Annotated in this window: 11 protein-coding genes; 10 read left to right on the forward strand and 1 reads right to left on the reverse strand. The window is 42.4% G+C overall.

Annotated features, from left to right (window positions below):
* Positions 1–6 precede the first annotated feature (6 nt).
* The 6 genes from BR06_RS0109095 (at position 7) to BR06_RS0109120 (ending at position 7,775) form a co-directional block, all read left to right on the forward strand.
* Complete coding sequence (locus tag BR06_RS0109095; protein ID WP_031482177.1) at positions 7–1,935, forward strand: HEAT repeat domain-containing protein; 1,929 nt, start codon at positions 7–9, stop codon at positions 1,933–1,935.
* A complete protein-coding gene (locus tag BR06_RS0109100; RefSeq protein ID WP_031482179.1) occupies positions 1,936–2,814 on the forward strand; it encodes a CheR family methyltransferase in 879 nt (292 codons plus the stop codon).
* Between the two features lie 41 nt (positions 2,815–2,855).
* Positions 2,856–3,677 (forward strand): ParA family protein, encoded by an 822-nt coding sequence (locus BR06_RS0109105; RefSeq protein WP_051676981.1) that lies wholly within the window; start codon positions 2,856–2,858, stop codon positions 3,675–3,677.
* On the forward strand, positions 3,664–4,365 hold the full coding sequence (locus tag BR06_RS0109110) for a chemotaxis protein CheW (protein WP_031482183.1): 702 nt from the start codon (positions 3,664–3,666) through the stop codon (positions 4,363–4,365). The genes BR06_RS0109105 and BR06_RS0109110 overlap by 14 nt, the downstream gene beginning before the upstream one ends.
* Complete coding sequence (locus BR06_RS0109115; protein ID WP_031482184.1) at positions 4,358–4,726, forward strand: response regulator; 369 nt, start codon at positions 4,358–4,360, stop codon at positions 4,724–4,726. Before BR06_RS0109110 ends, BR06_RS0109115 begins: the two co-directional genes overlap by 8 nt.
* Before the next feature lie 97 nt (positions 4,727–4,823).
* Positions 4,824–7,775 carry a chemotaxis protein CheA gene (locus BR06_RS0109120; protein WP_031482186.1) on the forward strand — a complete coding sequence of 984 codons (2,952 nt, stop codon included), beginning with the start codon at positions 4,824–4,826 and terminating at the stop codon, positions 7,773–7,775.
* Between the two features lie 123 nt (positions 7,776–7,898).
* Here BR06_RS0109120 and BR06_RS0109125 read toward each other — a convergent pair whose 3' ends face one another.
* Complete coding sequence (locus tag BR06_RS0109125; protein WP_031482188.1) at positions 7,899–8,861, reverse strand: hypothetical protein; 963 nt, start codon at positions 8,859–8,861, stop codon at positions 7,899–7,901.
* Between the two features lie 391 nt (positions 8,862–9,252).
* Between BR06_RS0109125 and ybgF the strand changes: the two genes are divergently transcribed.
* From ybgF to BR06_RS0109145, 4 genes are all read left to right on the forward strand, one after another.
* A complete protein-coding gene (gene ybgF, locus BR06_RS0109130) occupies positions 9,253–10,077 on the forward strand; it encodes a tol-pal system protein YbgF (RefSeq protein WP_031482190.1) in 825 nt (274 codons plus the stop codon).
* Positions 10,078–11,307 (forward strand): DNA-processing protein DprA, encoded by a 1,230-nt coding sequence (gene dprA, locus BR06_RS0109135; RefSeq protein WP_031482192.1) that lies wholly within the window; start codon positions 10,078–10,080, stop codon positions 11,305–11,307.
* An 80-nt stretch (positions 11,308–11,387) separates the two neighbouring features.
* Positions 11,388–11,789, forward strand: a complete 402-nt coding sequence (locus BR06_RS0109140) for a hypothetical protein (protein ID WP_031482194.1) — start codon at positions 11,388–11,390, stop codon at positions 11,787–11,789.
* Positions 11,790–11,791: 2 nt separating this feature from the next.
* Positions 11,792–12,631 carry an HDOD domain-containing protein gene (locus BR06_RS0109145; protein ID WP_031482196.1) on the forward strand — a complete coding sequence of 280 codons (840 nt, stop codon included), beginning with the start codon at positions 11,792–11,794 and terminating at the stop codon, positions 12,629–12,631.
* Positions 12,632–12,738 lie beyond the last annotated feature (107 nt).

The following is a 12,738-nucleotide window of genomic DNA, read 5'->3' on the forward strand; positions in this document are numbered from 1 at the left end:
TAGGCAATGACGGATTGTGCTAAAGTTATAGAAGATCTGAAAAATGAAGACAATGAAATTGTCCGCGAGGCCGCTTTTCAAGCTGGAGAGTTTGCCTGCGAGGAGGCTGTCCCCTTGCTGGCGGAGCTTCTGAAGGCTAATCATCTTGGATTGCAGGAAGCGGCTGACCATGCCCTTCGTAGTATAGGTGGTAAGAGTACTGTTTTGGCGGTTATTCCGTTGTTGCGGTCAGACGATGCTCCTGCTCGAAATCTTTCTATGGATATACTACGTGAAGTAGGAGCGCAGGATTTTCCTTCTCTTGTTTCTTTGATTCATGACGATGATCCGGATATAAGAATTTTTGCTACAGATATTTTAGGTTCTTCAGATAGCTTTATGGCTGTCGAACCTCTGTGTGATGCGCTGCTCAAAGATCCTGAGGTCAATGTGCGCTATCAGGCCGCGGTCAGTCTTGGTGATCTTGAAAATCCAGCAGCTGCGAAGTGTTTGAACAAGGCCATGCAGGATGATGAGTGGGTTCAGTACGCTGTAATTGAAGCTCTTGCTAAAATTAAACATTCCAGCTCTGTTGATGCTTTGGTCAAGGCTCTTAATACGAGTTCTGATCTTGTAGCATCCATGATCATTGATGCTCTCGGTGAGGTTGGTAATATTAAGGCTGTGACTATGCTGTTGCGTCACCTTGATACTTCTGCCACTGCGCTTCGAAATAAAATAGTTAAGGCCATTGTTGGTATTTTGGGTGGAAAATCTCTTAAGCTTTTGTCAGCAACCGAACGTGAAAAGCTCAGAGAATACATGCTCGTTGCGCTTAAAGATGAAGATGAAGAAATTCAAGATGCTGCGATTATCGGTCTGAGTTACGTCGGTGGAGAAAAGGCTACTGCGGAAGTTCTTCAACTTGCCAGTGCACTTGATCCAGACCGTGATACAGATAGGCTTGCTGCTATAGTTGAAAATCTTTCGAACTTAAGTCTTAATAAGTCGCTGATTGAAGCTCTAAATAGTGATGTTTATAAGAAGTCTGCTATTGCTATCGAGGTTCTTTCAAGGCTTGAAGGAACGGAAGTTTCACAGGTCCTTATGGATGCTTTTGAAGGCAAGGAAAGAGATCTTAAACGCGCTATTCTAGAGTCTCTTGCTAATACTGGTGGCCCTGAAGCTAAGGATTTCTTCGTGTCCGTTTTAGAAAATGAACAAGACGGTTCCATGCTTAAATCGGCGATTTACTTCTTAGGGCAGAAGCTTGGACTTCGCGAGGAAGCTGATAAAATTTTCTCCTTGCTTAGTCATTCCTATGATGACGTTAAGGAAGCCGCACTGGATGCGTGTGTTTCTATCGGCGGTGATGAAATTAATCAAAAGTTTATTGATCTTTATAAAAGTGATGAGCCGATAGATAGGCTCATGTCTGTCTTTGCTATGGGTAAGCTGGATGCGGCAGGTAATTTGGAGTTGATCCAGCAGGCTCTTGAAGATGAAGTGCCTGATGTTCGAAAGATCGCACTTGAAGCTTTGGCGGACTGTACCACCGGAATGGAAAGCCTGGAGTTAGTTGTTTCTCGCTTGAATGACGAAAATAGGGATGTTAGACTGACTGTTATAGAGCTTATGGGTCAATGCTATCAGGCGGAAGTCATTCCTTATATTGTGCAAGCTCTTCAGGATGATGATGACTGGGTGCAGATTCGTGCTGTTGAAGCTCTTGGCAATCACCGCGAAGAAGGCGCTTTAACACAGTTGATACCAATGTTGGATTCGCCTAATAAGCTTGTCGTATTAAAAGTTGTTGAAGCTTTAGGGACAATTGGCGGAACTTTGGCATTCCAATCTTTGCTTGAGGCTTCTAATGCAGGCGGAGATCCCGAAATCATGCAGGCTGCCGAAGAAGCTATTTTTAAAATCCAAGAAAACCAGGGGGAAAGGAACTAGATGTCTTCTCTGTTTTCAAAGACTATTTCGCTCCGCAAAGAGCTGAAAATTTCAGAACTGGAATTTACCCAGTTACGAGATTTTATATATGATCAAGCTGGTATTTTTATAGCAGGTAATCGTAAGTATCTTCTTGAGAATCGCCTTGCCAATCGTTTGAAAGAGTTAAATTTAAAGAATTTTGGTGAGTATTATTATTACCTGCAATATGATTCAGGTAAGAAGGTGGAGCTGAACAAACTTTTCGAAGTTATCACAACTAACGAGACTAGTTTCTACAGAAATCCTCCACAGCTTAAGGTCTTTCAAACTAAGGTTTTGCCTGAAGTATTTGATACTCTTCGCAAGAAAAGAAAGAAACGTCTTCGTATCTGGTCGGCAGGTTGTTCGACGGGAGAGGAGCCGTATACTCTTGCTATGATCATCAGTGAAGTGCTTGGGTCTGAACTCAAAAGCTGGGATATAAAAATTACGGCTAATGATTTGTCTGAGCGGGTCCTGAAGTCAGCGCGTAAGGGTGTTTATAATGAGTATTCTCTGAGGACAACTCCAAAGGAAATTGTTCGTAAGTATTTTGATCAGGATGAAAAAGATTATAAAGTAAAAGCTGCGACTAAGCAGTTGGTTTCTTTTGGACAAATTAATCTAAGCGATAGAGTTCAGGTTAAGCGTGTAGAGAGATCTGAGATAGTTTTTTGTCGTAATGTCATCATTTACTTCGATGAAGCTATGAAGAAAAAAGTTATAAATGCTTATTATGATAATCTAGTTCCTGGCGGATTTTTGGTTATCGGGCATTCAGAGTCTTTGCATAATATTACAAGGGCTTTTAAGCCTGTGCATCATCCTGGTGCGATTATTTATCAAAAGTTGGAATAAGACAGTCTGTTCATTAAATACTGTTTAATCGGTGGGCTGTTATGGAAAATGATACATCAGGAAACCTGCTAGGTGAAACTGTCAATTATGCAAAGGTTATAGCCATTGCAAACCAGAAGGGAGGAGTAGGCAAAACAACTACAGCTTTGACTTTGGGGGAAGCTCTTACCCGCCTTGGTAAAAAGGTGTTGGTTATTGATCTGGATCCTCATGCAAATGCTTCTGTTCATTTGTCGTTTTTCCCGGAAACAGTGAGTATGACCGCTCACAATCTGTTCTTTGATGATGCTGACTTTGAAACGCTCTGGCTGCAGATAGTCCAGAAAAGAGCTACTGTAGGATTCGACTTTGTTCCTGCAAGCATACGGCTTTCTGAATTAGAAAATGATCTTAAAGATAGAAAGAATAAAGGGATGGTTTTATCCGGGGCTCTTGCCTGGATAACTGATCAATACGACTATGTCTTGATTGACTGTCCGCCACATGTCGGGGTACTTTTGGTTAACGCCATTGTAGCTTCGGATTTGGTTCTTATTCCCATTCAGACAGACTTTCTGGCTCTTTATGGAATTAGATTGTTGTTTGACACGATTAAAGTTTTAAATAAGGTTTTACCTCGTCCTGTTAAGTTTAAAGCATTACCGACGATGTATGATGGTAGGGCCGGTGCGTGTCGCAAAATTTTGAATCTCATTCGCCGGAAGCTTCAAGATCGGGTTTTTAGCACAGTCGTGCATATGGATACGAAATTTAGAGAGGCATGCGCCAGTGGAAGGGTCATATTTTCAATTGATGAAAAGTCCCGAGGCGCGTTGGAATACATGCAACTGGCGAGAGAGATTATAAGAAATGAAGACGCCTGAAGAATATTTCGTAGAAAATGTGAATTTGCCTGGCGAAGAGCAGCAAAAGGACAATTACACTGATGCTGAATCCGCATTCATGGATAAGTACATTGGCATTGGGAGTTCTGATATTCTCAATGAAATTGAAAGAGTAGATCCGCGTGGAGACTCTAGCTTGCCCGGATTTATGCCAGCTCCTGATATGGATGATTTTGGCGGAGAGGGAAGCGCTGAAAATTTCGAAGAGCGGCTTAAGGACGATGATGAAGTTCAGCTTGTGAGTTTTGTTGTGGGTGAGCGAGAATATGCGCTTCCCATAGTTGTAATTCAGGAAGTTGTGAAAAAAGTGTCTGTAACGCTGCTGCCCTCTGCTCCAGCGTATATGCAGGGTATCATTAATCTTAGGGGTAGAGTTACTCCTGTTTTGGATTTGAGACATCTTTTGCATAAAGGTATCGGGTCATCCGATAAATTCGTAGTGGTGTGTCGTCACAAGGGATTACAGGTTGGGTTAGCCATCAGCGCAGTTCAGACAATGTACCGTGCAGATAAAAGTGAATTGGTTTGGGGAGTGGAATCAGAGATCGGAGTTAGTGCCGATTTCTTGATTGGATTATATAAATCCGGAGAGAAATTGGTCAGTATTCTTTCCGTTGATCGGCTCGTAGAACAAATTTTAAAGAGCGAAGGTGAAAGAAATGCCTAAACATATTCTGATTGTGGACGATTCAAAGACTGTAAGGAACCTTGTTGCCTTCATTATGAAGAAAGAAGGATTCAAAGTGAGCACCGCAGAAGATGGTTTGGATGGTCTTGAAAAACTCTATAGTCTTGACAAGGTCGACCTGATAATTTCTGACGTTAATATGCCTAGAATGGACGGGTTTACTTACATCAAGACCGTTCGTGAGCAAGATGCATACAAGGATATTCCTATTATTGTCCTCTCTACGGAAGGGCAGGAAAAAGATATACAGACCGGGCTTAATTTAGGAGCTAATCTTTATATGGTTAAACCTGCACAGCCTGAAAAAATGGTCAAAAATATCAAGATGCTCCTTGGTTAGCAGTTAAAATTTATTACTCAAGTTTAAGTAATCAGGTGATACGAATGATAATATCTGAATTCTGTCGCAAAAGAACTTTAAATACAGGGGGCTCTAAATGAGCCAGGATTTTTTGGATCCTGAAATATTTGCGGATTTCATAATCGAAGCAAAAGAACATCTGGAAACGATTGAGCCCAATTTACTTGAGCTTGAAAATAATCCAGATAATCTGGATATTCTTAATGAAATTTTCAGACCAATGCACTCTCTCAAGGGAGCGTCAGGTTTTCTTGGTCTGAATACTATCAATGGACTTGCGCATAAAGCAGAAAATGTTCTTGATGAACTCAGAAAAGGCGAGATTTCTGTTACTTCTGAAATCATGGATGTTATTCTGCTTGCAACTGACGATTTACGTCAGCTCATTGATAATTTGCATGAGAGCGGTTCTGAAGGAGAAGTAGAAACTTCAATTGTTATCGGACGGATCGAAGCTATTATGGCGGGTGAGACGCTTGAACCTGAAATAGCAGTAGAATCCTCCGAAGAAGTTGAGCCTGAACTAGAACTTGAACCAGAAGTAGAAGAAGCCGAACCTGTTCTGGATGTGGTTGATGATTTTGAAGAACATGAATTGCCGGAGGTCGAAATGGTGCAGGAACCTAATAGTCCCGAATCTTCTGACCGTAAGCAATCGTATCAGTTTGTTGCTATTGTAAATACTGAGGAAGAGCCATATAAGCTCACCACTGTAGGAGAAGGCCATCTCGCTGATTTTCTTGAGGAAGCTCATGAAATAATAGAGAACCTGACAAGAGGTTTGCTCGAACTCGAGCAAGATCCAGAAGGTGATGAAGAGCTTATTAATGATATTTTTAGATTTTTCCACAACCTGAAAGGTAATAGTGGCATTATTGGATTTCGCGAGCTCAATTCGCTTACCCATGAAGCAGAAACTCTGCTGAATAAGGTTCGCAAGGGCGAAGCCAAAGCTACTCACATCATGATTGATTTGCTTCTTGCTGTCGTGGATGGCATCGAATCTCTTATTGCGCATGTGACTCCGTCTACCGGAGAAGTTCAGCCTCTTGATATTGCACAGCTTGTAGTTCCACTTCAGGATGCTGTTGAAAGAGGAGAGGTCATTCCTGTCCAGGGTAGTCCCGCTGAAGCTGAAGCTGAAGCCGAAGCGGAACCTGAGCAAGCAAAAGCTGAAGTTGAAGAAGAAGTTGAAAATGGTGCTGCCGAAGATGGGCTTGACCCTGAGGATATAGCCATTTTTGAACAGACAGTTCACCAGCAGCTTGATAATATTAGTTTGGCTCTTACTACTCTTGGTGAAGATTCATCCCAGAAAGATTACATAGACGGTTTATTCAGAAGCCTTGTTTCAATTCAGAATTCCGCCGGATATATGGGGTTTGACGATCTCAAAGAATATGGTGAGCGTACTGCTGGTCTTGTAGATCAGGCCCGCTCGACGGATATGGATTTTGGCTTGATGTTAGATCTTTTACGTCAGGAATGTGGCATCATTACAGAAATGATTGTTGCTGCTGTCGCCGAGCTTAATGGCGGAGATGGAGCTGATGCTAAGCCGGAAGCAGAAGTAAAGGTGGCCCCTAAGGTCAAAGAAAATATTAAACCTGCACTAAGGGTTGAACCTAAACCTGCTCCTAAGCCAAAGGCTGAAGCAGCGCCGGATCCTAAGCCAAAGGCCGAAGCGAAACCTAAAGCAGAGCCTAAGCCTAAAGCCGAAGAGAAACCGGCGCCTAAGCCCGTAGCAAAGCCTGCGCCAAAGCCCGCTCCTAAACCTGCGGGAGGCTCGTCAGCTCCTAAGACTACGAAGCCAAAGGCTATGACAACCATCAGAGTTGATCATCAAAAACTTGATCACTTGATGAATTTGATCGGCGAGCTGATTATCAGTCGCGGTAGATATACTATGCTTGCTCGTGGACTGGAGGAAGGACACTTAGAAGTACCTGTAGTCGCACAGCAGCTGACAGAAACAACATATGCTCTGTCCAGAATTTCTGATGATCTTCAAGATACGATCATGAAAGTCAGAATGGTGGCAGTTCAGACTGTTTTCTCAAGATTTCCAAGGTTGGTTCGTGATCTCAGTCGCAAAAGTAATAAGCGAGTTGAGTTGATTACTGAAGGCGAAGATACTGAACTTGATAAGAGTGTTGTCGAAGAAATCGGCGATCCGCTAGTTCATTTAATTCGAAATTCAGTTGACCACGGACTTGAGCCGGAAGAAGAAAGGATCGCAAACGGTAAAACTCCTGAGGGGCATGTTTGGTTACGTGCCTATCATAAGGGTAACTCTGTTGCGATTGAAGTCGAGGATGATGGACGCGGTATTGATCCTGAAAAGATGCGCAATATAGCTGTGAAGAAAGGCGTTATTTCTGCAGATGAAGCAAGAAACCTAGATGATCGCGAAGCTATTGAGCTCATCTTTGCACCGGGATTCTCGTCTGCTGAAAAGGTTACTGATATTTCCGGCCGAGGTGTCGGAATGGATGTTGTTCGTAACAACATCAAGGACCTTAAAGGTAGCGTGCACATTACCTCGGAAGTTGGGAAGGGGTCTAAGTTTACCCTTACTCTGCCTCTGACTCTTGCTATTATTGATGCTCTGATGGTTCAAGTTAATGGCGCTAACTACGCTATTCCGCTTGATGCTGTTTCCGAGACTACGAAGATTGAAGCTGAAAGACTGACAGAAGTTAATAACCGTAAGGTTGTAACTTTACGCGGAGAAGTTCTTGGTATTGCCGAGCTTGCCGAATTGCTTGACCAGCCTGTAAGTGATCCTGACCGGGATGTGCTGCCTGTTGTTATTATTCATGACAATGTCCGCAGATTGGGACTTGTGGTAGATAAGCTTCTAGAACGTCAGGAGATCGTAATTAAGCCTCTCGGACAGTTCCTTAATAGGTTTGACTTGAAGGGCGTGTCTGGTGCAACCATCATGGGAGACGGTAGTGTAGTGCTTATCCTTGATCCTCATGAGGTCTACAGCATGGCTACTGTTAAAGGATCTATGCAGCCATAAGACTTAAATAAGATTAATTAGAAACACCCGGTGAAATTACTTTCACCGGGTGTTTTTTTATGCATAAAAAAAGCTCCGCTGAAGATTTCAGCGGAGCTTTAAATTTTATAATGATAAATTGGGTTACATGGTTATGTATAGGTTCATAGCTCCAGCCATGACTGTGGCGTGGGAGAGAATGATGAGGAGTGGCGCAATAGCCAAACCTATTTTGTGTCTCATTGGAGTTGCGCTTTTCCATGTTACAATCCATATGGCGCAACATAGAAAACTTAAAGCTGCAGATGTTCCAAAGCTTATGAGGGTCGTATTGTTTGAAACAATAAGTCCTGCTTCAAGGCCGCATAAGTAATATATGATTCCAGTAACCAAAGCTAACTGGAGTATTGTCGGAAACAAAGCCCATTTAGCTACAACGGGAAGAGAAAACTTATAGTAATCCCGTCCGAAGTCATCTTTATTCCTGCGTAAAACAAGGTAAAGCCCGCCTATTGTTGCAGCGAAGGACAAAGACATGACTAAGTATAGCCCAGCTAATGATAGCTCAGCAATTCCGGGAATATTCGCGAAGTGCGATATGAATGGGGACTCAGGAACAAGTGGAATTGGGGCTGCAGCTTGCTGTCTGAAGAAAATATTCATAGTAACCGTAACAACATGTATGGTCGTAAGTCCCCCGAGAGAAGCCAATACTCCAAGCAATATATGAAGTGGCTTTTTCTTTTTCATGGGCTTCCATGAAAGTTTATATGGGAGAAGTGTTAAAAGTGTAAAAGCTATTGTGATGTAGACCATCATGAAGGGAGACGCTGGATTAATCATCCATTCTAAGAGCCAATCAAATTTTTGAGTGAAATAAGCTCCGGCTCCCCCGGCTAAGACTAGAAATAGAAAATACAGAATTAATGATAGTGAACAGATCTGTTGAGCAAGTTTGTCGTAGAAGATTTTTTTGCGGGCTTTGGCAATGATTTCTAAAATGACGGCCAGAATAGGTGCACCGATAGCTGAAAGAGCAATAAAATCTCCAATGGCCTTCGGAAGCATTTGTGTCGTGAGTCTTAACGGTTCCATGAGGGTGTTCATATTTACTGTATCCTTCAAAAAATAATGATGTCGTCTAACAGATAAATGCTAATTAGAAAAAAGCAAGAGGGTACATATTAATATGGCAACTTGCGGGCAATTTTTTAGATAAGAAGTGCGCTGTTTCGTTTTATTATATAAACTGTTAGCTCAAATGATTAGCCGATAAGACTAATTTACTATATTCAGTATGAACTTTTGCCTTAAAAATAGCTTTGAATCAAGGGTAAGAGGGCGGTCTTTCAGTAATTTTAGCGATCTACTTGCCAAATTGCCTTAAGTCGCCTATTTTAAATCAGTTTAAATTTGAATAAGGTCTTACCTTTTTTACGTACAGGCCTCTTGTTATTTGTTTTTGCATGCTTTCATAATCCATCTGGAGACACCCTTGATGAGATATTTCTATATTCTTCCAGTGCTTATACTTATACTATCCGTCAGTGGATGTTTTTCTGGCAAACAGCCTGAGGAGCCTGCATTTGGGGGAAGTGAAGAGTGGCGGTTAAAAAGTCTAGAAGAAAATTTTTTGAATTTTAAAGAAGGCATGCATACTCAAAAGGATCTAATCGATAGTAACTATCAGCAGACAAGGTCTGATGTTGATCTGATTCAAGAACGGCTGACCAAGCTTGATAATTCAATTACTGAATTAAAAGTGGCGCAGCAGAAAATTATTGCTACGCAAGCGGAACTCCCCGTTGTTGCCGTACCAGTTCCGGTGCCTGTTGTTGAGGAAGTTGTCAGTTCCAGCGATGAAGAAAAGCCCTGGATGAATGTTCCGGGTGAGAAGGTTGAAGAGGTTGCAGTCGTTGTGCCGGTTGCAGCTCCAAAGTCTTCCGGAAACGTTGAGAATTTATATAAAGAGGGTGTCAATTTTGTTATGAACGATGCGCCTCTTAAGGGGCGTAAGTTATTACTTAATTTTTTGAAGAAGAGCCCTGCGAACAAGCTCGCTCCTAATGCTTTGTACTGGATAGGTGAAACTTACTATTCAGAGAAAAATTTTGCCCAGTCTATTTTGAAATTTAAAGAAGTGAGTAGGCGCTTTCCTAAAGCAAACAAGGTGCCGGATTCAATGCTTAAAATAGGTCTTGCTTATGACAAGCTTGGTGACAAAGAAAACGCTATTTTCTATCTTCAAACCTTGCTTGATGAGTATCCAAAGTCTTCCTCTGCTAAGATTGCCACATCTAGGCTCCGCGAGCTTGAGGGTTAATTGGACAATTTAGGCTCGCAGTTTAATCTCAAAGAAGAGTACTTTGCTTGTCTCGCTTTGAGGTTCACGCCCGGTCTAGGCCCGAAATCATGGGCACGCATACTAAATCATTATTTAAGTGCCTATGATGCCTTAAAAGATTCTTCCAATTGGGCGGAATTGAGATTTTGTCATGAAAAGGTAGCAAAGTCAGCTAAAGATGAGATCTGGCGCCGATCTGCCGAAAAGGAATTCAAAGAGGTTATGAGGCTCCGTTTTGGAGTTCTGCCTTGGACGCATCCCAATTTTCCTGCATCTCTGAAAGAAATATCTGACCCTCCCACTTATCTATATTATTATGGAGATCCGTCTCTACTTCGAAATGCTGGAGTTGCTGTTGTCGGATCCCGTAAGAGCAGTAATCTGGGACTGGAATATGCTAGAAGGTTTTCCCGCGAGCTATCCGCTAAAGGGATCACAGTTATTTCCGGTTTTGCCAGAGGGATTGACGCTTGCGCCCATAAAGAGGCGTTGAAAGAGATAGGTTCATCGATTGCGGTTCTCGGTACTGGGCTTGATGTGGACGATTATCCTTCAAACAGCCGTGACCTTAGAGACAATTTAATAGAGAGCGGGTTGATAGTTTCGGAATTGTCGCCCGGTACTAGACCTTATTCTAACAATTTTCCATTTCGTAACCGCATAATCAGTGGGCTTAGTTCCGGCGTGCTGGTGGTCGAAGCAAATGTCAAAAGCGGAAGTTTGATAACTGCCAGACTCGCTGCTGAGCAGGGGCGCGAAGTTATGGCTCTTCCGGGTCCTCTAGGAAGCAGTAATTTTGCGGGTTGTCTTAAGTTAATTAAAGAGGGCGCCGCTCTTGTCGAAAGTGTAGATGATGTTTTATTGAATATTGGTCATTCACTGGCTGTTGATCTTGAAAGTAAGGTTGAAATTCCACCTGAACGGATTTTGCCGCGAAAGAATTTACGCAGTATAAAGAATACAAGAGCAGAAAATAATACTGTTGCCCAGTCTGAAAGTGCTACTTTTGTTCTGGATGTAGATAAACTTGACCCTTCCGAAGTTGATATTGCGCGAGTTCTTGAAGCTGAAGGTAAGCTTCATCTTGACGAAATTGCACGGAAATCAGGAGTTGAAGTGGCTATTACCGGGGCTGTTCTTCTCGGGATGGAAATGAAGGGAATCGTTGTGCACTTTCCCGGCATGTACTATGATCTTAAGCGGAACTGAGGTACAGTCCTTAATGGCTTGCCAAAGAAGAGAGTCCGATAATCACATATGATTTAATTTGATCAGGAGATGTTCGACAGATGCAAAAAATTCCAGTTAAGCTTGCAGAACCGGGGATGAAGCTGGCAAAGCCCGTTACTCGTGAAAACGGTATGGTCGTTCTTGCTGAGGGGCTTGAACTTACTGAGAGTCTCATTTCTCGCCTTGAGGGTATGGATGTTGAGCGCATTGTTGTACAGGGTAACCCTCTTGACCTCGGCTCCGGTGGAGATTCTTCATGGGGAAAAAAATCTGAACGTCTTGATCATCTTTTTCGCAAGTATAATGAAGATAAGTGGATGTTCCGCGTAAAGGGATTTTTCAGGGAATATTTCAACCTCAAAGCTGCTGCTCAGAAAGCTGCCGAGGATGCCGAAAAATTAGCCGAGGAAGAGGCCGCAGCTGCCGCTCTTGAAGCTGAAGAAAGTAGCGAGGAATCTTAAAGATGTCTGATCAGGATCTAAAAACCAGCGTAAAAGGTCAAATTCTTTCTATTTCAGATCTGCCTACTTTGCCATCTGTACTTGACGAAGTAACTAAGCTTGTTGATGACCCCAATTCTTCTACCGAGCAGGTTGCTAAAGTTATTTCGAAGGATCAGGTTCTGTCGGCCAAAGTTTTGAAAATGGTAAACTCCCCTATCTACGGTTTTCCTGGACGCATTACTACTATTCAGCATGCTCTGGTTTTGCTGGGTCTTAATGTCATTAAGGGAATTATTATTTCCACCTCCGTCTTTGATATGATTCAGAAAGCTATGTCAGGACTTTGGGAGCACAGTCTTGGTTGCGCGCTGGCTAGTGGTGCAATTGCGAAGGCTGCTGGGTTTGAAGATCCTGAAGAATTTACTGTTGCAGGGCTTCTGCATGATCTTGGAAAGGTTGTGACAGCAGTTCAGTTGCCTGAGCTTAATGAAGCTGTCATTATGACTGTTAAAGATAAGGATCTTTGTTACTATGATGCGGAAAAAGTAGTACTGGGTTTTGGTCATGACCGCATTAATGCGTGGCTTGCACGCCACTGGAACTTACCTCCTAATGTCAGAGAAGCAATGACATTTCACCATCATCCGGACAGAGCTCAATTTTATCAGCAGACCGCGGCTGTTGTTCATGTTGGCGATTTTATAGTTCGTCTATTTGAATATGGTAATGGTGGCGATGATCAGATTTCATATTTCAAGCCGGCTGCCATGAAAATTCTAAAACTAAAGATGAAAGACCTCGAGCCTGTTATGGATGAGTTGTCTGATCAGTTTGTGGAAATATCAGGACTCACTTTCTAGTAAAAACTTAGTTAGCATTTTCTTATTCGGTATGTTTTATATAGCGTTTGTTTAGTCGTCTTTATCTGTTGTAAGGTGCTTTCAGAATAAGTGTTGTTTTGTCCACT

The organism is Maridesulfovibrio frigidus DSM 17176 (assembly GCF_000711735.1).
Classification (GTDB): domain Bacteria; phylum Desulfobacterota; class Desulfovibrionia; order Desulfovibrionales; family Desulfovibrionaceae; genus Maridesulfovibrio; species Maridesulfovibrio frigidus.